The sequence below is a fragment of the Serratia sp. Z4 genome, assembly GCF_009900725.1.
GTDB lineage: Bacteria > Pseudomonadota > Gammaproteobacteria > Enterobacterales > Enterobacteriaceae > Serratia > Serratia nematodiphila.
In genome coordinates this window covers 1,204,932-1,227,052 of record NZ_JAAABD010000001.1, presented here as the reverse complement: position 1 = coordinate 1,227,052, position 22,121 = coordinate 1,204,932, and the positions used below count along the sequence as shown (strand labels likewise).

At 61.1% G+C, this 22,121-nt stretch carries 19 protein-coding genes; 11 read left to right on the top strand and 8 right to left on the bottom strand.

What is annotated here, in order from left to right:
• Positions 1–57 precede the first annotated feature (57 nt).
• A complete protein-coding gene (pepT, locus tag GT753_RS06115; protein ID WP_004941154.1) occupies positions 58–1,287 on the bottom strand; it encodes a peptidase T in 1,230 nt (409 codons plus the stop codon).
• Between the two features lie 57 nt (positions 1,288–1,344).
• On the opposite strand from pepT, the gene GT753_RS06110 reads away from it, so the two are divergent.
• The 6 genes from GT753_RS06110 to GT753_RS06085 all read left to right on the top strand — a co-directional run bounded on the left by GT753_RS06110 (position 1,345) and on the right by GT753_RS06085 (position 7,570).
• Positions 1,345–1,617 (top strand): hypothetical protein, encoded by a 273-nt coding sequence (locus GT753_RS06110; RefSeq protein WP_126180994.1) that lies wholly within the window; start codon positions 1,345–1,347, stop codon positions 1,615–1,617.
• A gap of 25 nt (positions 1,618–1,642) precedes the next feature.
• Complete coding sequence (gene potA / locus GT753_RS06105; protein WP_004941151.1) at positions 1,643–2,758, top strand: spermidine/putrescine ABC transporter ATP-binding protein PotA; 1,116 nt, start codon at positions 1,643–1,645, stop codon at positions 2,756–2,758.
• Positions 2,742–3,602 (top strand): spermidine/putrescine ABC transporter permease PotB, encoded by an 861-nt coding sequence (gene potB / locus GT753_RS06100; RefSeq protein WP_004941149.1) that lies wholly within the window; start codon positions 2,742–2,744, stop codon positions 3,600–3,602. The genes potA and potB overlap by 17 nt, the downstream gene beginning before the upstream one ends.
• Positions 3,599–4,381, top strand: a complete 783-nt coding sequence (gene potC / locus GT753_RS06095) for a spermidine/putrescine ABC transporter permease PotC (protein ID WP_021504822.1) — start codon at positions 3,599–3,601, stop codon at positions 4,379–4,381. The genes potB and potC overlap by 4 nt, the downstream gene beginning before the upstream one ends.
• A gap of 219 nt (positions 4,382–4,600) precedes the next feature.
• Entirely contained in the window at positions 4,601–6,160 is a 1,560-nt protein-coding gene (locus tag GT753_RS06090) for a PTS transporter subunit EIIC (protein WP_015377586.1), read from the top strand.
• A 24-nt stretch (positions 6,161–6,184) separates the two neighbouring features.
• Positions 6,185–7,570 (top strand): glycoside hydrolase, encoded by a 1,386-nt coding sequence (locus tag GT753_RS06085; RefSeq protein ID WP_160125386.1) that lies wholly within the window; start codon positions 6,185–6,187, stop codon positions 7,568–7,570.
• A gap of 12 nt (positions 7,571–7,582) precedes the next feature.
• On the opposite strand, the gene GT753_RS06080 is transcribed toward GT753_RS06085, so the two are convergent.
• The gene (locus GT753_RS06080; RefSeq protein WP_160125385.1) at positions 7,583–8,293 is read right to left on the bottom strand and encodes a MurR/RpiR family transcriptional regulator; all 711 of its coding nucleotides are present in this window, start codon (positions 8,291–8,293) and stop codon (positions 7,583–7,585) included.
• On the opposite strand from GT753_RS06080, the gene GT753_RS06075 reads away from it, so the two are divergent.
• Positions 8,283–8,600, top strand: a complete 318-nt coding sequence (locus GT753_RS06075) for a hypothetical protein (protein ID WP_158497933.1) — start codon at positions 8,283–8,285, stop codon at positions 8,598–8,600. The genes GT753_RS06080 and GT753_RS06075 overlap by 11 nt on opposite strands.
• Positions 8,530–9,573, top strand: a complete 1,044-nt coding sequence (gene potD / locus GT753_RS06070) for a spermidine/putrescine ABC transporter substrate-binding protein PotD (RefSeq protein WP_033633291.1) — start codon at positions 8,530–8,532, stop codon at positions 9,571–9,573. The genes GT753_RS06075 and potD overlap by 71 nt, the downstream gene beginning before the upstream one ends.
• A gap of 45 nt (positions 9,574–9,618) precedes the next feature.
• On the opposite strand, the gene cobB is transcribed toward potD, so the two are convergent.
• From cobB to lolC, 5 genes are read right to left on the bottom strand one after another with little or no spacing between them, the layout of a single operon-like run.
• Positions 9,619–10,455 (bottom strand): Sir2 family NAD+-dependent deacetylase, encoded by an 837-nt coding sequence (cobB, locus tag GT753_RS06065; protein WP_015377583.1) that lies wholly within the window; start codon positions 10,453–10,455, stop codon positions 9,619–9,621.
• 11 nt (positions 10,456–10,466) lie between these two features.
• Positions 10,467–11,387, bottom strand: coding sequence for an N-acetylglucosamine kinase (gene nagK, locus GT753_RS06060; RefSeq protein ID WP_015377582.1), 921 nt, complete (start codon positions 11,385–11,387; stop codon positions 10,467–10,469).
• Between the two features lie 53 nt (positions 11,388–11,440).
• A complete protein-coding gene (lolE, locus tag GT753_RS06055; RefSeq protein WP_015377581.1) occupies positions 11,441–12,688 on the bottom strand; it encodes a lipoprotein-releasing ABC transporter permease subunit LolE in 1,248 nt (415 codons plus the stop codon).
• The gene (gene lolD / locus GT753_RS06050; RefSeq protein WP_075684739.1) at positions 12,688–13,392 is read right to left on the bottom strand and encodes a lipoprotein-releasing ABC transporter ATP-binding protein LolD; all 705 of its coding nucleotides are present in this window, start codon (positions 13,390–13,392) and stop codon (positions 12,688–12,690) included. The genes lolE and lolD overlap by 1 nt, the downstream gene beginning before the upstream one ends.
• The gene (lolC, locus tag GT753_RS06045; RefSeq protein WP_004941116.1) at positions 13,385–14,587 is read right to left on the bottom strand and encodes a lipoprotein-releasing ABC transporter permease subunit LolC; all 1,203 of its coding nucleotides are present in this window, start codon (positions 14,585–14,587) and stop codon (positions 13,385–13,387) included. The genes lolD and lolC overlap by 8 nt, the downstream gene beginning before the upstream one ends.
• Positions 14,588–14,896: 309 nt before the next feature.
• On the opposite strand from lolC, the gene mfd reads away from it, so the two are divergent.
• Positions 14,897–18,370, top strand: coding sequence for a transcription-repair coupling factor (gene mfd / locus GT753_RS06040; protein ID WP_160125384.1), 3,474 nt, complete (start codon positions 14,897–14,899; stop codon positions 18,368–18,370).
• 32 nt (positions 18,371–18,402) lie between these two features.
• Here the strand turns inward: mfd and GT753_RS06035 are convergent, their stop codons facing one another.
• The gene (locus GT753_RS06035; protein ID WP_015377579.1) at positions 18,403–19,503 is read right to left on the bottom strand and encodes a GGDEF domain-containing protein; all 1,101 of its coding nucleotides are present in this window, start codon (positions 19,501–19,503) and stop codon (positions 18,403–18,405) included.
• Positions 19,504–19,703: 200 nt separating this feature from the next.
• On the opposite strand from GT753_RS06035, the gene GT753_RS06030 reads away from it, so the two are divergent.
• Together GT753_RS06030 and dauA are read left to right on the top strand one after the other, a co-directional pair.
• Positions 19,704–20,189 (top strand): heme-degrading domain-containing protein, encoded by a 486-nt coding sequence (locus GT753_RS06030; protein ID WP_004941092.1) that lies wholly within the window; start codon positions 19,704–19,706, stop codon positions 20,187–20,189.
• A 232-nt stretch (positions 20,190–20,421) separates the two neighbouring features.
• Positions 20,422–22,110: a C4-dicarboxylic acid transporter DauA gene (dauA, locus tag GT753_RS06025; RefSeq protein ID WP_160125383.1), complete on the top strand. Its 1,689-nt coding sequence runs from the start codon at positions 20,422–20,424 to the stop codon at positions 22,108–22,110.
• The last annotated feature ends 11 nt before the right edge of the window (positions 22,111–22,121 follow it).

Below are 22,121 nucleotides of genomic sequence, written 5' to 3'. Positions count from 1 at the left end.
TCCACACTATGAGCAACACCTTGTTTCGGCAAGCGATTATGCCGATCGCAAGCGTGTTTACCGCGCCCGCTCGGCGGCCAGCGCTGCGATGCGCATGATCACCGCCACCGCTTGCTCCATGCCTTCCAGCGTCACGAACTCGTGCTTACCGTGGTAGTTGTAGCCGCCGGTGAACAGGTTCGGGCACGGCAGGCCGCGGAACGACAGCTGCGCGCCGTCGGTGCCGCCGCGGATCGGCTTCATCACCGGTTCGATGTCGCAGTCGCGCATCGCCTGCTGCGCCAGCGCGATCACGTGCGGGTGCTCCGCCACCTGTTCGCGCATGTTGTAATAGCTGTCTTCGATGCTGACTTCGATATAGCAATCGCGCGGCAGGCCTTTGCCGACCTCGCGAGCGATGTCCACCATCTTGCGCTTGCGCGCCTCGAACCCTTCGCGCTCGAAGTCGCGCAGGATATAGTGCATTTCGGCGCGCTCTACGCTGCCCTTGATGCTGCTGAGATGATAAAAGCCCTGGTAGCCTTCGGTGGTCTCCGGCGCTTCGTCCGCCGGCAGCGCCTGATGAATGCGGGTCGCCAGCGACAGCGCGTTGACCATCACCCCCTTGGCGCTGCCGGGGTGCACGCTGTTGCCGAGGATTTTGATCGTCACCGAGGCGGCGTTGAAGTTTTCGCACTCCAGCTCGCCGACGCCGCCGCCGTCCACCGTGTAGGCCCATTCCGCATTGAAGGCCGCCACGTCGAACAGCTGCGCGCCCTTGCCCACCTCCTCGTCCGGAGTGAAGGCCACGCGGATGTCGCCGTGCGGGATCTTGCGCGCGCGCAGGCGCACCATGGCGGTGAGGATCTCGGCGATGCCCGCCTTGTCGTCGGCGCCCAGCAGCGTTTTTCCGTCGGTGGTGATCAGCGTCTGCCCCAGCATCTGGTGCAGGATCGGGAACATCACCGGCGACAGCACTTCATCACCGATGCCGAGCGCAATGTCGCCGCCGCGATAGTTCTCGACGATCTGCGGATTGACGTGTTTACCGCTGAAATCCGGTGAAGTATCCAGATGGGCGATAAAACCGACCGCCGGCACCGGCCAGGCGACGTTACCCGGCCAGGTGCCCATCACGCAGCCGTGTTCGCTGAGCGACACCCGCTCGAAGCCGAGCGCGATCATTTCCTGCTGCAACGCACGCGCCAGCTTCAACTGCCCGTCGGTGCTCGGCACATGCTTTACGTTCGCTTTGGACTGGGTGTCGAAAGAGACGTAGTTGAAAAAGCGGTCAAGTAATTTGTCCATGGTAGCGGCCCCTCAGAATATCGCGTTTCATTATGCGGAACCGATCAGGATCAAATATTGCGTCAGGTCATTTTTAACCAGAATTCGCCAATATCATTAATCTTTGTGATGATTTCTGAGGGGAATAATGCTGTCATCACAGGGTCATTTGTCGCTATCATGATGAAAAACGCGGCATCTGGGCCGGATCGGCTTTCAATTCCGGCATTCAGCGTCTATCATGCGCGCTCGAAAAATTTCCATTGGCGTAACTGGTTTGAGCTTCATTTGATCAGCGGGTATCCCGCAAGCTCCGGCAGTCTTTTCCAGTTGCGGTTCTATCTGCATTAGCCCACGGGATAGAGTAATACGATAAATGACTGAGACATCCTCTCCGACTCCCCTTGTTGAACTGCATGCCCTGAGCAAAGCGTTCGATGGCAAAACCATCATTGCCGATCTGGATCTGACGATTAACCACGGCGAATTCCTCACCATTCTCGGCCCCTCCGGCTGTGGCAAAACCACGGTGCTGCGCCTGATCGCCGGTCTGGAAGACGCCGATGTGGGCCGCATCGTGCTCGACGGCCAGGACATCACCGCCATTCCGGCCGAACATCGCCACGTCAACACCGTGTTTCAAAGCTACGCTCTGTTTCCGCACATGTCGGTGTTCGACAACGTCGCCTTCGGCCTGCGCATGCAAAAGGTGCCGGCGGCGGAACTGACGCCGCGCGTCGAAGAGGCGCTGCGCATGGTGCAGCTGGACGACTTTGCCAAGCGGCGGCCGGGCCAGCTCTCCGGCGGCCAACAGCAGCGCGTGGCCATCGCCCGCGCGGTGGTCAACAAGCCGAAGGTGCTGCTGCTGGACGAATCGCTGTCGGCGCTGGACTACAAGCTGCGCAAGCAGATGCAGAACGAACTGAAAGCGCTGCAGCGCAAACTGGGCATCACCTTCGTGTTCGTCACCCACGATCAGGAAGAAGCGCTCACCATGTCGGATCGCATCGTGGTGATGCGCGAAGGCCGCATTGAGCAGGACGGCACGCCGCGTGAGATCTACGAAGAGCCGAAGAACCTGTTCGTCGCCAGCTTCATCGGCGAGATCAACATCTTCGACGCGGTGGTCCTGCAACGCCTCGATCCGCAGCGGGTGCGCGCCAACGTGGAAGGCCGCGAGTGCGACATCTACGCCGATCTACCGGTAGAGCCGGGCCAAAAGCTGAAGGTGCTGCTGCGTCCGGAGGATCTGCGGGTGGAAGAAGTGAACGACAGCGCGCAGCACGACGGGCTGATCGGCTACGTGCGCGAGCGCAACTACAAAGGCATGACGCTGGAATCGGTGGTCGAGCTGGAGAGCGGCAAAACGGTGATGGTCAGCGAGTTCTTCAACGAAGACGATCCGGACGTCGATCACTCGCTCAATCAGAAGATGGCGGTAACCTGGGTTGAAAGCTGGGAGGTGGTGCTGGCCGATGAAGAAATCGCGTAAAGTCTTCCAGAATGTGGTGATCGTCGGCGTCGTCGCCTGGCTGTTGCTGTTCGTGTTCATGCCGAACCTGATGATCATCGGCGCCAGCTTCCTGACCCGCGACGACGCCAACCTGGTGCAGATGGTGTTCACGCTGGACAACTACCGGCGCTTGTTCGATCCGTTGTACGCCCAAGTGCTGCTGCACTCGCTGAACATGGCGCTGATCGCCACCCTGTGCTGCCTGGCGATCGGCTATCCGTTCGCCTTTATCCTGGCGCGGTTGCCGCAGAAGGTGCGGCCGCTGCTGCTGTTTCTGCTGATCGTGCCCTTCTGGACCAACTCGCTGATCCGCATCTACGGCCTGAAGCTGTTTCTCAGCACCCGCGGCTATCTCAACGACGCGCTGCTGTGGATCGGCGTCATCGACAAGCCGCTGCGCATCATGTACACCTCGGAAGCGGTCGTCCTCGGCCTGGTGTATATCCTGTTGCCGTTTATGGTGATGCCGCTCTACTCCAGCATCGAAAAGCTCGATAAGTCCTGCCTGGAGGCGGCGCGCGACCTCGGCGCCAGCAAGCTGCAAACCTTTATCCGCATCATCGTGCCGCTGACCATGCCGGGCATTATCGCCGGCTGCCTGCTGGTGGTGCTGCCGGCGATGGGGCTGTTCTTCGTCGCCGATCTGATGGGCGGCGCCAAAAACCTGCTGATCGGCAACGTGATTAAAAGCCAGTTCCTCAATATCCGCGACTGGCCGTTCGGCGCGGCCACCAGCATCTGCCTGACGCTGGTGATGGGGCTGTTGCTGCTGGTTTATTACCGGGCCGCACGCCTGCTGAACAAGAAGGAGGATCTGGCATGATCGGACGTCTGCTGCGCGGCGGCTTTATGACGCTGGTATACGCCTATCTGTATATCCCGATCGTCATCCTGATCGTCAACTCCTTCAACGCCTCGCGCTTCGGCATCAATTGGCAAGGGTTTACCACCAAGTGGTACAGCACCCTGCTGAATAACGACAGCCTGCTGCAGGCCGCGGGCCACTCGCTGACCATGGCGGTGCTCTCCGCCACCTTCGCCACGCTGATCGGCTCGCTGACCGCGGTGGCGCTGTACCGCTACCGCTTCCGCGGCAAACCGTTTGTCGGCGGCATGCTGTTCGTGGTGATGATGTCGCCGGACATCGTGATGGCCATCTCGCTGCTGGTGCTGTTCATGCTGCTGGGCATTTCGCTCGGCTTCTGGTCGTTGCTGTTCTCGCACATCACCTTCTGCCTGCCGTTCGTGGTGGTGACCGTCTACGCGCGCCTGAAAGGCTTCGACGTGAAGATGCTGGAAGCCGCGCGCGATCTCGGCGCAAGCGAGTTCACCATTCTGCGCAAGATCATCCTGCCGTTGGCATTGCCGGCGGTAGCGGCCGGCTGGTTGCTGAGCTTCACCCTGTCGATGGACGACGTGGTGGTCTCCTCCTTCGTCACCGGGCCGAGCTACGAGATCTTGCCGCTGAAGATCTACTCGATGGTGAAAGTCGGCGTCTCACCGGAGGTCAACGCGCTGGCCACCATTTTGCTGCTGCTGTCGCTGGTGCTGGTGATCGCCAGCCAGTGGGTGATGCGCGATCGCTCGCCCAAGGCCGAGTAACCCATCCCGCCGGGCGCTGCGGCGCCCGGTTGTGATCCCCTTCACAACCGGCACCGGTTGTCACTCCCTGACCATCGGTGCCTATTTCCGCCCCGCCGATTGCAGCGGCGAAAACTTCCCCCTATAACTGAACTCAGGCAAGGTGCCTTATTTTTTTCTCGCTTCCAGGGAGTTTATTCAGCAACGTCGTCATCCATTAAAATATAAAAAGGAACTGCCATGAAAGGTATTATCGATAATATCTTAAGCAAGCTGCAGCTTTTCTCCAAAGCCATGATGGGGCCGATATTTTTCCTGCCGGTAATCGGTCTGATCCTGGCGCTCAGTTCTATTCTCACCAATGCCACATTAATAAATGAACATTCCGCCGTCTTCTCTATCGGTAAAATGATCGGCGATACCTTCTGGCCATTATTCGGCAACCTCGGGCTGATTTTCTGCATCGGCATTACCTACGGTCTGGCCAAAGACAAGAAAAGCGAAGCGGCGCTGGTCGCCGTGATGTGCTTTATCATGTTCCTCGGCGCCAACGCCTCTTATCTGCAATTCAGCGGCCATGTCGCGGCCAAGATCAACGGCGAATATTACGGCACCGGGCAGACGGAGTTGCTGGGTTTTACCGTGGTGGATATGGGCATTTTCCTCGGTCTTATCCTCGGCGTCACCATCGCCTGGGTGCATAACCGCCTGTGCAACGTCGAACTCAACGGCGTGTTCTCGGTCTACGGCGGCGCCAAGCTGGTGCTGATTGCCATGACGCCGATCATCATGCTGTACGCCGTCGCCTTCAGCTACCTGTGGCCGGCGATCTCACAGGGCCTGATCGCGCTGACCGGCTTTATGAAAAGCGCCGGCTCGCTCGGGGTATTCGTCTACGGCTTCTTTGAGAAATTCCTGATCCCCACCGGGCTGCACCACTTTATCTGGTCGCCGTTCCAGCTTACCAGCATCGGCGGTTCGATCGTGCAGGACGGCCAGACCGTCTCCGGCTCGCAGGCGATTTTCCTGGCCTATATGCGCGACCCGAGCATCTCGCCGCTGATGAACGAAGCGCTGCGCTTCTCGCAGCAAGGGATGGTGACCATCTTCGGCCTGTCGGGCGCGGCATTGGCTTTCTATCACACCGCCAAGCCGGAAAAGAAAATGCTGGCCAAGGCGATTCTAATCCCGGCCATCACCACCTCGATCCTGGTCGGCATCACCGAGCCGATAGAGTTCACCTTCCTGTTTATCTCTCCGCTGCTGTGGGTGATCCACGCCGTGTTGACCGCTCTGTCGCAGGTGGTCTGCAACCTGTTCCAGGTGCGCCCCTGGGGCGCCAGCGGGCTGGTCGAGTTCCTGGCCTATAACCTGCCGCTGCCGGTTTCCCTCACCCGCTGGCCGCTGTACGTGGTCATCGGCCTGGTGCAGTTTGCGGTGTATTACCTGGTGTTCAAAACGCTGGTGCTGAAGCTCAATCTGAAGACGCCGGGCCGTGAAGATGATCAGGACGTCAGACTCTATTCCAAACAGGATTACCGGAACCGCAAAAATACCCCGGACGAGCCGAGCGGCATCATTATTCGCGCGCTGGGCGGCAAGGAAAACATTATTTCCGTCGATAACTGTTTTACCCGACTGCGGGTGGAATTAAAGGATATGACACGGGTGGATGAAGCCGCGTTAAAAAGCACCGGCGCCAAAGGCGTAGTGAAGAATCGCCGTGAAGTGCAGGTAATTTACGGCGTCACGGTCGGCAAGGTCAAAAATCAGGTAGAAAAATATTTAGCGACACTCTAACGCTTTATTAATGGGAGATATCGAATGAAATTAACCGTTCTCGGCGGCGGCGGCGTGCGTTCCCCGTTCCTCGCCAAATCCATCGCCTATAACGCCCATCGCATCGGCATTACCGAAGTGGTGTTTATGGATACCGATGAGCGCCATCTGGCGGTCTACGGTGCCCTCGCGCAGGGCGTATTCCAGCGCATTCGCGGCGACATTACTTTCAGCCTCAGCAGCGATCCGCGCCAGGCGCTGCAAGGCGCCGACTACATCATCACCACCCTGCGCATCGGCGGCGAGGAGGGCCGCATCCATGACGAGCGCATCGCGCTCAATCACCAGTTGCTCGGGCAAGAAACCACCGGCGCCGGCGGCTTCGCCATGGCGATGCGTTCGATTCCGGCGATCCTCGACTATTGCCGCCTGATCGAACAGGTTTCCTCACCGGACGCGGTCCTGTTCAACTTCACCAATCCTTCCGGCATGGTGACCGAGGCGATCATCAAATCCGGCTTCCAGCGCCGGGTCTATGGCATCTGCGACGCCCCCAGCGAGTTTATCCGCGAACTGGCCGAGCTGCTGGACTGCCGCGAAGACCAACTGAGCGTCGACTGCTTCGGCCTCAACCATCTTTCCTGGTTCCGCAATGCGCGCGTCAACGGCGAACCGGTCACGGAGCGGTTGCTGGCGGATCCGCGCCTGTATCGTGATACCTGCATGAAATACTTCTCGCCGGAGTTGGTGGCGCTGTCGGACAATTTGATGCTCAACGAGTATCTCTATTATTACTACTATCGTGAGCAGGCGATCGCCGCCATCGTCGCGGGCGGCGAGACCCGCGGCGAACAAATCGCGGCGATCAACCGCCAAATGCTGTCAGAGTTAGGCGTGCTGGACATCCCCCACCAGTTGGAACACGCCTTCTCTGTCTATTTCAGCCATTATCTGCAGCGCGAAAACTCCTACATGCAGCGCGAGTCCAACCAGGGCAAGGTGAAAACGCGCGAGATGCTGACGCTGCAACAGTTTATCGAGCAGCCGGACAGCGGCGGCTATGCCGGGGTGGCGATCGACATTCTGGAGGCGGTCAACAGCGGCCGGCAAAAACGCGTGGTGGTGTCGATGCAAAACCGCGACACGCTCGATTTTCTGCACCCGGATGACGTGATCGAAATCAGCTGCGAATTGAGCAGCGCCGGCATTCAGCCGGTCAAAATGCGCGATATTCCCGACACCCAGAAAAACCTGATTTCGCAGGTGAAAGAGTACGAACGGCTGGCGGTGGCGGCGATCCTGACCGGCAACCGCCAACTGGCCATCAAAGCGCTGATGGTGCACCCGCTGGTCAACTCCTACTCGCTGGCGAAAACGCTGGTGGAGGAGTACCTGCAGGCCCACCGCGCGTATGCCGGGCACTGGCGCTAAACGGCGCGGCCGTCAGCGGCCGCGTCGTTCAAACCAGGCGGTGATCACATTCTCGAATCCCAACAGACAGTGGCCGAAAAACGGGTTGGGATAGTAGATATCGTGATCGTATTTTTGCCGGTCCTCAAACAGAAAGGTCATGTCGGCCTGCTGCGCCAGCGGGCTGTCGCCGTCGCCGCAGAAGGCCGCCAGCAGAATGCGGTTACGTTTCACCGCTTCGCCCCAGCTCAGCGCCGAGCCGCTGTTGCCCGACTTTGAAATCACGATCACCATGTCGAAGCGAAAGCGCGTCTCACGGTCAAGAATGTCGAAATCCGGCCACAGCGACAGATAACTGTCTACACCCAGCGTCATAAACTTGTTGTACATATATTGAGCCACCAGCTGCGAAAAACCGCTGCCGTGGATCAGGATCTTGCCGTTGTCGAGCAGATCGAGAAACTGCGCCTGCTGGGCCGGCGGTGCCGCCGACGTAGCGCGTTCCGCCTGGTAGGCCGGCGCCATCGTCAGGTTGAACTTGATGAAATAGACCAGTTCGAGATAGCCGCGAAAGCCCAGCTTTTTAGCCAGCCGCACCAGCGTCGAGGGGGAACTGTAACAGCGTGCGGACACCGCACGGATGCCGTCGTCGATGCAGGCGTCCGGGTTGTCGAGAATGCAGTGCAAAATCGTCAGATCCGTCTTGCTGAGCTCAGCCTGGCTGAAGACCTGTTTGAAATTCATCGCTGCCCTCGTTTATTCGCCAAAATTATTGTTTCGCACGCGCTTCACCGCCTGTCCAGCGCGAGACACACAAATTGTGATGCGCTTTAAGGCGCTGAACCCCTTGATTTGCCAGTGGGATAACCGCCTTTACCCACCCCGCCCCGGCCCCTATAATGGCCCCTTTCTGGGGTATGGCGCGGCCGAAAACGGCGGCCCATACGGGTTCGGCTCACTACTGCTGAAGGATACGCTGCATGAAAAAGTGGTCACATCTGCTCGCAGCCGGGATGATGGCGCTGAGTTTCTGCTCTGCAAACGCCTCTGACGGCAAAACGCTGTATTTCTATAACTGGACTGAATACGTCCCGCCGGGGCTGCTGGAGCAGTTCACCAAAGAAACCGGCATCAAGGTGATCTATTCCACCTATGAATCCAACGAAAGCATGTACGCCAAGCTGAAGACCTACAAAGACGGCGCGTACGATCTGGTGGTGCCTTCCACCTACTTCATCGCCAAGATGAGCAAGGAAGGCATGCTGCAAAAAATCGACAAGAGCAAGCTCAGCCACTTCAAGGATCTTGATCCTACCCTGCTGAACAAGCCGTTCGATCCCAACAACGACTACTCCATTCCTTATATCTGGGGCGCTACCGCCATCGGCGTCAACAGCGACGCGCAGGATCCGTCCACCGTCACCGCCTGGGCCGATCTGTGGCAACCGCAGTACAAAGGCCGCCTGCTGCTGACCGACGACGCGCGCGAAGTGTTCCAGATGGCGCTGCTCAAGCTGGGTTATTCCGGCAACACCACTGACCCGAAAGAGATCGAAGCCGCCTACCACGAACTGCAGAAATTGATGCCGAACGTGCTGGCCTTCAACTCCGACAACCCGGGCAACCCGTTTATGGAAGGGGAAGTCAACGTCGGCATGGTGTGGAACGGCTCGGCCTTTGTGGCGCGCCAGGCCGGCACGCCGCTGGAGATCGTCTGGCCGAAGGAAGGCGGGATCTTCTGGATGGACAGCCTGGCCATTCCGGCCAACGCGCGCAACGTCGAAGGGGCGCTTAAGCTGATCGACTTCCTGCTGCGGCCGGAAATCGCGGTGCAGGTGGCGGAGACCATCGGTTACCCGACGCCGAACCTGGCGGCGAAGAAGCTGCTGTCGCCGGAGATCGCCAACGACAAGTCACTCTACCCGGATAAGGCGGTGATTGAGCACGGCGAGTGGCAAAACGACGTCGGCGACGCCAGCACGCTGTACGAAAGCTACTTCCAAAAGCTGAAAGCCGGGCGCTAATACGCCCGCCATCCCATCAGGGCGCATTGCGCCCTGATGCCTTTCTCAGGGCCGGTCGGCCCGCGCCACCTTGCCCACCAGGAACTTGTGCACAAAACGCGGCACCACTTCGCTGGCCAGACCGTAGTGTTTCTCATCGAACTGGCTCTCTACCTGGCTCGGTTCCAGGTTCAGCTCCATGGCGTAAGCGCCGCCCAGCCGCGCCTCATGCACGAAGCCGGCCGCCGGGTAGACATGGCCGGAGGTGCCGATGGCGACGAAGAAATCGGCCTTGCTCAGCGCCTGGTAGATGTCGTCCATACCCAGCGGCATCTCACCGAACCACACCACGTGCGGCCGCAGCGGCGCCGGGAACTGGCAGCAATGGCAACGATCGTCAACGCTGAGATCGCCGGGCCATTCGAACACCTGCCCCGACTGGGTGCAACGCACCTTCAGCAGTTCGCCGTGCATGTGCAGCACCCGCTTGCTGCCGGCGCGCTCATGCAGGTTATCAATGTTTTGCGTGACCAGCAGGAAGTTGTCCCCCAACCACTCTTCCAAATCCGCCAACGCGCGGTGCGCGGCGTTCGGGGCGATCTCCTCCGTCTGCAGCTGGCGGCGGCGTTCATTGTAAAACGCCTGCACCAGCGCCGGATCGCGCTGGAAACCTTCCGGCGTGGCGACGTCCTCCACCCGGTGCTCTTCCCACAGCCCATCCGCGGCGCGGAAGGTGCGAATGCCCGACTCGGCCGAAATGCCGGCCCCGGTCAACACCACCACAAACGGCTTTTTCAGCTCGGCCGCCGCCATGGTGTCACGGTGAAAAATGCGTGAACGAAAGCGCTGATGCAGCACATGCTTACTCTTGCGAAACTGACACAGCCGATGGCGAGTGTGCATTAACTCTCTCCTTACTTTTCCCTGTTTACCAAATTGAGGAACGCTGCGCCGCGCACGCCGCCGGCGTCGCCATAGCGCGCCTTCTCGATGCGCGGCAGCCGAGCCACCCGCAGCAAGTGCGCCGGCAGCCGCTGCGGCAACGCCTGGTAAATGGCGTCGAAATTCGACAGCCCGCCGCCGATCACCACCAGATGCGGATCCAGCACCGTCAGCAGGTTACCCAGGCAGATCGCCAGCACGTCCATAAAGCGGTCGACGTGAGCCACCGCCTGCGGCTCGCCCGCCTGATAATGCGCAATGATCTCGGTGGCAGGCAAGCGCCGGCCATAGAAATGGGCGTACATCCATTCGAAACCGCGGCCCGATATGTAATTTTCAATGCAACCCTGATGGCCGCACCCGCAGGCAACGCGAGGCACATCACGCCCCAGCACCTCGAGCGCGTCCACCGGCAGGCGCAAATGGCCGAACTCGCCGGCGATATAGTTGCGCCCAGGCACCGTCTTGCCATCGACGATCAGGCCGCCGCCCACGCCGGTGCCGAGGATGATGCCCAGCACCGTCGGGTAGCGGCGGAACTCGTCGTCCCAGGCTTCCGACAGCGCAAAGCAGTTGGCGTCGTTATCGACGCGCACCTCGCGCCCGATCAGCGCCGCCAGATCGCGCGGCAGCGGCCGCCCCATCGCCGCCGGCACGTTGGCGGTAAACAACGTGCCGTCATCGTCGTTGGGCAGGCCCGGTATGCCGATGCCGACGCTGCCGCGCCGGCCGCAAAACGCATCCGCCTCAAGGGTCAGATCGCACAGCGTGGCCAGCAGTTGCCGGTAGTCTTCACGCGGCGTCGGCACCCGCTTTTGCCAAATGCGCTGCAGGTTGCCGTCGAACACCCCCAGCTCAATCTTGGTGCCGCCCATATCGAAACCGTAGTACATAACCCATCCCCAGGCTAAAAAAACGGGGCGGCATCGCTGCCTCCCCGTCGGTGTTATTGTCCGCTCAGCACCCGCGCCGGATCGATGCGGCTGGCGCGCCTCGCCGGATACCAACTGGCCAACAGGCTCAGCACGATGGCGGTCGCCAGCACGATCAGCACGTCCAGCCAGTGCAGCTCGGAAGGCAGGAAGTCAATGAAGTAGATATCGCCCGACAGGAAGGAATGACCGACCAGTTTCTCGATGCCCCGGATGATGTTGGTCAGCTGCAGCGAAGCGATCACCCCGATCACCACGCCACTCAGGCTGCCCAGCAGCCCGGCCAACAGCCCGTACCAGATGAAGATGGCGCGAATAAAGCCGTCTTTAGCGCCCAGGGTGCGCAGCACTGCGATGTCGGCGCTTTTGTCTTTCACCGCCATCACCAGCGTGGAGACGATGTTGAAGCAGGCCACGCCGATCACCAGCACCATCGCCAGATACATGATGGCGCGGATCATCTGGATATCGCGGTACATGTAACCGTACTTGCCGATCCAGCTTTTGATGTAGATATAAGAATTGGTCACTTCGCCGGCGTCGCGCACCAGTTTGTTGGCGGCGAACACGTCGTTCATCTTGAGCGCGATACCCGTGACGCTGTCACCCATGTCGAGATACTGCTGCGCGTCGGCCAGCGGCACCAGCGCCAGGCTGTGATCGAGCTGGCCGCTGAGCTGCAAAATGCCGGTCACATGCAGGCGAATGCGCTTCGGCTGCAGCAGCTTCATCTCCGGGTCGCTGTTGGGGATCATCACCGTGACATAGGCGCCCTGCTTGACGCCCAGCGCGTCGGCCACGCCCTTGCCGAGGATCACCTGCTGCTCGCCGGGCTTGAAGTTGGCCCAGGCGTCGCCCTGCACATACTGCGGCAGCGCGCTCAGCCGGCTCTCCTGCTGCGGATCCACGCCTTTGACTTCCACCGCGCGCAGCTGCGCGCCGTTTTCCATCAGGCCGGTAAAGTTAATGTACGGCGCGGCGGCCAAGATACCCGGCACCTTTTCCACCCGCTGCAGAATCGACGGCCAGCCGCTGAACGGCTGATTGACCGGCTCAAGCTCGCCGTGCGGCACCACCGCCAGAATGCGGTTCTTCAGCTCGCGCTCAAAGCCGTTCATCGCGCTCAGCCCGACGATCAGCACCGCCACCCCCAGCGCAATGCCGATGGTGGAGATGACCGAGATCAGCGACACCATGCCGCCGCGTTTACGGCCGCGGCTGAAACGCAGGGCCGTCAGGAAGGACAGTGAGGCTCCCGCCATTACTCGGCCCCCATCAGGGTCAGCTGCGCCTGCAGGTGGCCGTCGGCCATTTCCAGCTGGCGGCTCAGGCGCTTGGCCAGCTGCAGATCGTGTGTCACCACCAGGAAAGCGGTGCCCTGGCGCACGTTCAGCTCGCCCAGCAGATCGAAGATGCTGTCCGCGGTGCGTTTATCCAGGTTACCGGTCGGTTCGTCCGCCAGCACCAACGCCGGGTTGTTGACCAACGCGCGCGCGATCGCCACGCGCTGACGTTCGCCGCCGGAGAGCTCGGACGGGCGGTGCTTGCTGCGTTTTTCCAGCCCGACCGCCGCCAGCATCTCCCGCGCCTTCTCCTGCGCCTGAGCCGGCTTGACGCCGCCGATCAAGAGCGGCATGGCGGCGTTTTCCAGCGCGGTGAAGTCCGGCAACAGATGGTGGAACTGATAGATGAAGCCCAGCTGGCGGTTGCGCAGCTCGGCCTTGGCCGCCGAAGACATGGCGTTCAGCGATTCGCCCTTGAAGATCACCTCGCCGGAGGTCGGCGAGTCCAGCCCGCCCAGCAGGTGCAATAGGGTGCTCTTGCCGGAACCCGAGCTGCCGACGATCGCCATCATCTCGCCCTGCTGCATGGCAAAGCTGACGTTGCGCAGCACGTCGGTGTGCAGGTTGCCTTCCTGATAGGTCTTGCACAGGTTGTCACACTGCAGCAAAAGATGGTTACTCATAACGTAAAGCCTCAGCGGGTTGTACGGCGGCAGCGCGCCATGAAGGATAGAGCGTGGACAACAGGGAAACCGCCATCGCCACCACGGCGATAATCGTCACCTGCAGCGGATCGACCGCCACCGGCAGCGAAGCGCCGTCGATCAAGGCGCCGAGGATCGGCATCAGATTGTTCAGATTGGTAGCCAGCAGCACGCCGAGCAGCGTGCCGAGCAGCGAACCGATGATGCCGGCGCTGGCGCCCTGCACCATAAATACCGACATGATCTGGCGGCGAGTCAGCCCTTGAGTCTGCAGAATGGCGACCTCGCCCTGCTTCTCCATCACCAGCAGGCCGAGCGAGGTAATGATGTTAAACGCCGCCACCGCCACGATCAGGCTGAGTAGCAGCCCCATCATGTTCTTCTCCATACGCACCGCCTGGAACAGCTCGCCCTTGCGATCGCGCCAGTCTTTCCAGACGGTGCCCGCCGGCAGCGCCTGCTGGCTGAGGGTATCGACCGTCAGCGGCTGTTGCAGGAACAGACGCCAGCCGGTGATGTTGCCGGCCGGGTAGCGCATCAGGCGCGAAGCATCCTGTTGGTTGACCAGCAGCTGATAGCCGTCCACCTCGCTGTTGGCGTGGAAGGTGCCGATGAGAGTGAACAAACGCTGGCTGGGAATGCGGCCCATCGGCGTGAACTGGCTGGCGCTCGGCACCATCACGCGCAGCGAATCGCCGCGCTTGACGCCAAGTTGCCCCGCCAGCTGTTCGCCGATGATGATGTTGTATTGGCCCGGCTGCAGCTGTTGCTGCTTGACGTTGACCAGATACGGGGTCAGCGGGTCGGCCTCGTCGGGATTCACGCCGAGCATCACCCCTACCGCCACGCTGCGAGCGCTTTGCAGCACCACGTCACCGGTGGTCAGCGGCGCAACGCGCGTGACGCCCTGCAGCTTCTGCACCTCGGAGGCCGGCAGCTGCTGCGGGTTGACCGATCCTTGCGGACTGGTGACCAGCGCCTGCGGCATCAGGCCGAGGATGTTGTTCTCCAGATCCTTTTCGAAACCGTTCATCACCGACAGCACGGTGACCAACGCCATCACCCCCAGCGTAATGCCGATGGTGGAAAGCCAGGATACAAACCGCCCAAAGCGGTCTGAGGCTCGCCCGCGCATGTAGCGCAGGCCAATGAATAACGCGACAGGTTGATACATGAAATCCGTTTGATAGCCGTGGCTTAAGCAAAGTGATCATGGATAATAAAGGCTCTCCCTCGTTTAGGGAACACCCGACGGCCTTTTATTGCGTGGCGCAGACGAGAGCGGTGGCGGCAGATTAGCGCAAGATTTACCCGTCGCTGCAAAAAATCGACGACGTTAACCGGTTAAATAACCGGCAAAAAAGCGATGGGCAGCGCTTTTTGCTGTGTCAGTTTGCCGGCCGCTGGGCTACTATAAACAGCATAAAAGCACTGGGTTATCCGTGCCGGGACGCCCTCTAACACATTGATTAAAGATACCTGAATGAGCACTTCCGATAGCCGTAACCGTTCTTCATCCCCTCGTTATTCTCTGCCCGATCGCGCGGGCGATCTGCGCCAGCTGGGGCAACTGACCGGCGCGGCCTGCGCCGTGGAGTGCGCCGAGATCGTCGAGCGCCACCCTGGCCCGGTGATGCTGATCGCGCCGGATATGCAAAACGCCCTGCGGCTGCGCGACGAGATCCAGCAGTTCACCGATCAGATGGTGACCACACTGTCCGACTGGGAAACCCTGCCGTACGACAGCTTCTCGCCGCATCAGGAAATCATCTCGGATCGTTTGTCGAGCCTGTATCACCTGCCGACCATGGCGCGCGGCGTGATCATTCTGCCGGTCAACACCCTGATGCAGCGCGTCTGCCCGCACGAATTCCTGCACGGCCACGCGCTGGTGATGAAGAAAGGCCAGCGCCTGTCGCGCGATAAGCTGCGCGCGCAGCTGGAACAGGCCGGTTACCGCAGCGTCGATCAGGTGATGGAGCACGGCGAATTCGCCACCCGCGGCGCATTGCTCGATCTTTACCCGATGGGCAGCGATGAGCCTTACCGCATCGACTTCTTCGATGACGAAATCGACAGCCTGCGCATCTTCGACGTCGATACCCAGCGCACGCTGAGCGAAGTCGAGGCCATCAATCTGTTGCCGGCCCACGAGTTCCCCACCGACAAGAACGCCATCGAGCTGTTCCGCAGCCAGTGGCGCGAGCAGTTTGAGGTGCGTCGCGACGCCGAGCACATCTATCAGCAGGTCAGCAAAAGCGCCTGGCCCGCCGGTATCGAATACTGGCAGCCGCTGTTCTTCAGCCAGCCGCTGCCGTCGCTGTTCAGCTACCTGCCGGCCAATACGCTGATCGTCAATACCGGCGATCTGGAGGGCGCCGCCGAGCGCTTCTGGCAGGACGTCAACCAGCGTTACGAAAGCCGCCGCGTCGATCCGATGCGCCCGCTGCTGGCGCCGGATACGCTGTGGCTGCGCGTTGACGCGCTGTTCGGCGAGCTGAAAGCCTGGCCGCGCATCGCGCTGAAAACTGATGAGCTGCCGGCCAAGGCCGGCAATACCAATCTGGATTACCATGCCCTGCCCGATCTGGCGGTGCAGGCGCAGCATAAATCCCCGCTGGATAATCTGCGGCGTTTTATCGAAGGCTTCGACGGCAGCGTGATTTTCTCCGTCGAGAGCGAGGGGCGGCGTGAAACGCTGCAGGATCTGCTCGGCCGCATCAAGCTGGTGCCGGCGCTGATCCAGCGTCTCGATCAGGCGGAAACCGCGGGCCGTTACATGATGGTCGGCGCCGCCGAACACGGTTTCCTCGACGGCCTGCGCCAGCGTGCACTGATCTGCGAAAGCGATCTGCTCGGCGAGCGCGTCAGCCGCCGCCGGCAGGACAACCGGCGCACCATCAACACCGATACCCTGATCCGCAACCTGGCGGAGCTGCATCCCGGCCAGCCGGTGGTGCACCTGGAGCACGGCGTTGGCCGCTATGTCGGCCTGACCACGCTGGAAGCCGGCGGCATCAAGGCTGAATACCTGATCCTCTCCTACGCCGGTGAGGACAAGCTGTACGTACCGGTGTCTTCGCTGCATCTGATCAGCCGCTACGCCGGCGGCGCGGATGAAAACGCTCCGTTGCACAAACTGGGCGGCGACGCCTGGACACGCGCGCGGCAAAAAGCGGCCGAACGGGTGCGCGACGTCGCGGCGGAGCTGCTGGATATTTACGCCCAGCGCGCCGCCAAGGCCGGTTTCGCCTTCAAGCATAACCGCGAACAATACCAGCTGTTCTGCCAGACCTTCCCGTTCGAAACCACGCCGGATCAGGAACAGGCGATCAACGCGGTGCTGAGCGACATGTGCCAGCCGCTGGCGATGGACCGCCTGGTGTGCGGCGACGTCGGCTTCGGCAAAACCGAAGTGGCGATGCGCGCCGCCTTCCTGGCGGTGGAAAACGGCAAGCAGGTGGCGGTGCTGGTGCCGACCACCCTGCTGGCGCAGCAGCACTTCGACAACTTCCGCGATCGCTTCGCCACCTGGCCGATCCGCATCGAGATGATGTCGCGCTTCCGCAGCGCCAAAGAGCAGCAGCAGGTGCTGGACGACGCGGCCGATGGCAAAGTGGACATCATCATCGGCACCCACAAACTGCTGCAGAGCGATCTGCGCTGGAAGGATTTGGGGCTGCTGATCGTCGATGAAGAACACCGCTTTGGCGTGCGCCACAAGGAGCGCATCAAAGCGATGCGCGCCGACGTCGATATCCTGACGCTGACCGCCACGCCGATCCCGCGTACGCTGAACATGGCGATGAGCGGCATGCGCGATCTGTCGATCATCGCCACTCCGCCGGCGCGCCGGCTGGCGGTGAAGACCTTCGTGCGCGAATACGACAGTCTGGTGGTGCGCGAGGCGATCCTGCGCGAAGTGCTGCGCGGCGGCCAGGTTTACTACCTCTACAACGACGTGGAAAACATCGAGAAAGCGGCGCAACGCCTGGCTGAGCTGGTGCCGGAGGCGCGCATCGCCATCGGTCACGGTCAGATGCGCGAACGCGATCTGGAACGGGTGATGAACGATTTCCACCACCAGCGCTTCAACGTGCTGGTGTGCACGACCATCATCGAAACCGGCATCGATATCCCCAGCGCCAACACCATCATCATCGAGCGGGCCGATCGCTTCGGCCTGGCGCAGCTGCACCAACTGCGCGGCCGCGTCGGGCGTTCCCACCATCAGGCTTACGCCTATCTGTTGACGCCAAACCCGAAAGCCATGGGCACCGACGCTCATAAACGGCTCGAGGCCATCGCGTCGCTGGAAGATCTCGGTGCCGGTTTCGCGCTGGCGACTCACGATCTGGAGATCCGCGGCGCCGGCGAACTGCTGGGCGAAGACCAGAGCGGCCAGATGACCACCGTCGGCTTCTCGCTCTATATGGAGCTGCTGGAAAGCGCCGTCGACGCGTTGAAAAACGGCCGCGAACCGTCGCTGGAAGATCTCACCAGCAACCAGACCGAGGTAGAGTTGCGCATGCCGGCGCTGCTGCCGGAAGATTTCATTCCCGACGTCAATACCCGCCTGTCACTGTATAAGCGCATCGCCAGCGCGAAGAACGACGGTGAGCTTGACGAGCTGAAGGTCGAGCTGATCGACCGCTTCGGCCAGTTGCCGGATGCGGCGCGCAACCTGTTGCAGTGCGCGGCGCTGCGCCTGCATGCGCAGAAGCTGGGGATCAAACGCATCGAGAGCAACGAGCGCGGCGGCTTTATCGAGTTCGGCGACAATAACCGCGTCGATCCCGGCTATCTGATCGGTCTGCTGCAGGGCAATCCGCAGGTTTACCGCCTGGACGGCCCGAGCAAGCTGAAGTTCACGCTCGATCTGGCCGATCGTCAGAAGCGCCTGACGTTCACCGAAGAGTTGCTGAACGCCTTCCGCGAACACACGCTGGCGGTCTGAGCCAATGCCCCCGCCGTGACGGCGGGGGCGGCTTATTCGCGCGGGAATCCGGCGCCCAGCGGCGCCAGCTGCATCACGCGGCTGGTCACCACCCGGTTTTTGCCGCTGCGCTTCGCCTCATACAAGGCCTCGTCGGTCATGGCGATCGCCTTGTCCAGCCTCATGCCCGGCAGATACAGCGACACGCCGATCGACAGCGTGATGTGCGCTTCGTCGTGCGCATTCAGCAAGAACGTCGAGCTTTCAACCGCGCTGCGAATGCGCTCCGCCACCCCGCCGATGACCTGCGGATCGTAGCTGGCGGTGATCACCATAAACTCCTCGCCACCGTAGCGCCCGACGAAGTCCTCATTGCGCACGCTGTTTTGCAGCAGCCGGCCGACGCTGGCCAGCAGCACGTCACCGGCCGGATGGCCGTAGGTATCGTTGATGCTTTTGAAGTTATCCAAATCGAGGATCATCAGCCCGCACGGGCGGCGCTCGGCACGCTGCAGCATCAGCTGATAATCGACGCTGGCGCGGTTGTTGATGTGGGTCAGGCTGTCGGTGGTGGCGCGCGCGCGCATCGCGAAATAGGCGTAGATATGGCGCTCTTTGAAATTCAGCGCATGATAGCAAATCGCCAGACAGAGCGCGGAAACCGCCTGGTACAGCAACACATCCGGCCACAGCCCGCTCATGTCCACCAGCAGCCACACCACCGCGATGCGATACAGCGCGATGATGCCGATCGTCAGGTAAAACGTCCGGTGGGATTTTTTCAGCCACACGCGCGACAACAGCAGCGGCGCGACGATCGAGGCGATGAACAGGTTATCGACGGTGAAACCGCCGGTCAGCGTCATGGCGAACAGAAAACTCACCAGCCCGCTGACGCCGCCGCCGAAGAAAGTCACCAATATCATCGGGATCATCGCAAAGCTGTAATGCACCTTATCGGTCAGCTCCAGCCGATCCTGGCTCAAATACAGCACCGCCACCCCGGCCAGCAGGCCGAAAACAACCCGCTTCCACAGTGCGGATTGATAAGAAAAAGGGGCATTCTTGCTGAGAAGGAAATAGCTTATCGACAGCGTGGCGTAGGTGATGCAGGCGTCGCTGTAAAGGGTAGAAATGGACGCAATGTAAGTCATAAATAGTCAGCGCGCTCCTCGGGATCGCCAGGGGGTAATGTGCAGACGTTGAATAACGCATCCCTGTCGTCTCCGCTTCGGCGGCGGCCATTTTACACAGTCTATTAATAGAGTAGCAGTTCTATCTTATCGCCAAGCCGTCTATCTCACGACGCCCGCTTCAGGCTACTCTGTGCGTTGTGTTATCGGGGGAGAACCGCATGAATATCGACGATGAACTGCAAGCGCTCAGCGAACAGGAAGCGACGCTGGCCTTTACCCATTTTGACGCCGCCACCGCCTGGGAACTGGGCGCGGCGCTGAAAACCGCCGCCGAGCGGCGCGGCCTGAGCATCGCCATCGAGATCCAACTGGCCGGGCAGACGCTGTTTTATTACGCCATGCCGGGGGCAACGCCGGACATTGCCGACTGGGTGCGGCGCAAGCGCAATCTGGTGAACCATTTTCACAAAAGCTCTTACGCCATCGGCCTGCGCCTGCAGCAGCGGCAAACGTCGCTGGAGGAGCGTTACGGGCTGAGCGTGCGTGACTATTCGGTGCACGGCGGCGCCTTCCCGCTCACCCTGACCGGCCTCGGCTGCGTCGGCAGCATCAGCATTTCCGGCGCGCCGCAGAAGGAAGATCATCAGCTGCTGGTGAGCACTTTAGCCCATTTTCTCGGCTTATCCCTGCCCGCCCTGCAATAACCGTTAAAACCTTGACTGTCACCTTTCTTTTCAGCCGCAGAATCTGCGGCTGACTTCTCTATTATCGAAATTTAGCGCCGAACAAAAGGGCGACTCTCTGATTTCCTGCGCCAAATTGATACAGGTCTGGTAATCCGCTGAACAAAAGGCGTATGGTATCTGTCACGTGACAAGACGGACCTCATCGGGCCCGCCATTCCTTTCACTTTTGAAGATTTGGTACGCACCGTAGATGAAAACGCATGAAATAAACAAAATTCGCCCCTTCAGCGCGCTGATAGACGCCTGCTGGCGGGAACCTTATAACCTGGCGCGGTTGCTGAAAGACGCTATCGCCGGGGTGACGGTCGGTATTATCGCCATTCCTCTGGCGATGGCGTTGGCGATCGCCAGCGGCGTGCCGCCGCAGTATGGTCTGTATACCGCCGCCATCGCCGGCATCGTCATCGCCGTCAGCGGCGGTTCGCGCTACAGCGTCTCCGGCCCCACCGCCGCCTTCGTGGTGATCCTCTATCCGGTCTCGCAGCAGTTCGGCCTGGCCGGCCTGCTGGTCGCCACGCTGATCTCCGGGGTATTTCTGCTGTTGATGGGGCTCGCGCGCTTTGGCCGGCTGATCGAGTACATTCCGCTGCCGGTGACGCTCGGCTTTACCTCCGGCATCGCCATCACCATCGCCACCATGCAGATCAAGGACTTCTTCGGCCTGCAGCTGACGCACACGCCGGAAAATTACGTCGGCAAGCTGTATGCCCTGCTGCAGGCGCTGCCGACGCTGGATTTCGGCGATACCCTGATCGGCGCCGTGACGCTGCTGATTTTGATCTTCTGGCCCAAGCTCGGCCTGCGGGTGCCCGGCCACCTGCCGGCGCTGCTGGCGGGCACTGCGCTGATGGGGCTGCTGACGCTGTTTGACCACCCGGTGGCGACCATCGGCTCCCGCTTCAGCTACCTGCTGGCCGACGGCAGCAGCGGTCAGGGCATTCCGCCTATCTTGCCGCAGCTGCTGCTGCCCTGGGATCTGCCGGGCGGCGGCGGGCAACCGTTCACCCTGAGTTGGCAAACCGTTTCCGCGCTGCTACCGGCGGCATTTTCAATGGCAATGCTCGGCGCGATTGAGTCGTTGCTGTGCGCGGTGGTGCTCGACGGCATGACCGGCAAGAAGCATAACTCGAACAGCGAATTAATCGGCCAGGGTGCGGGCAACATCATCGCGCCGTTCTTCGGCGGCATCACCGCGACCGCTGCGATTGCCCGATCGGCCGCCAACGTGCGCGCCGGCGCCACCTCGCCGGTGTCCGCCATCATCCACGCACTGCTGGTGCTGTTGGCGCTGCTGGTTCTGGCGCCGTGGCTCTCTTATCTGCCGCTGGCGGCGATGGCGGCGCTGCTGTTGATGGTCGCCTGGAACATGAGCGAGGCGCACAAAGTGATTTACCTGCTGCGCCGGGCGCCGAAGGACGACATTCTGGTGCTGCTGCTGTGCATGTCGCTGACGGTGCTGTTCGACATGGTGATCGCTATTACCGTGGGCATCGTGCTGGCGTCGCTACTGTTTATGCGCCGTATCGCCCGCATGACGCGGCTGAGCGAGCTGAGCGCCGACGATGGCCGCCTGGTGCTGCGAGTGAATGGCCCGCTGTTCTTCGCCGCCGCCGAGCGCATCTTTAGCGAACTGCTGGCGCGCAGCGAGGATTACCGGACGATCGTGCTGCAGTGGGATGCGGTGCCGGTGCTCGACGCCGGCGGCCTGAACGCCCTGCGGCGTTTTATCGACGCGCTGCCGGCGGATAAAAAGCTGGTGATCACCGACGTGCCGTTCCAGCCGCTGAAAACCCTGGCGCGCGCGCGGGTGCAGCCGATCGAGGGCCGCTTGCAGTTCTACCCGACGCTGCCGGAAGCGCTGGCGGCCACCGGCGCCTAAACGTAAAAAAG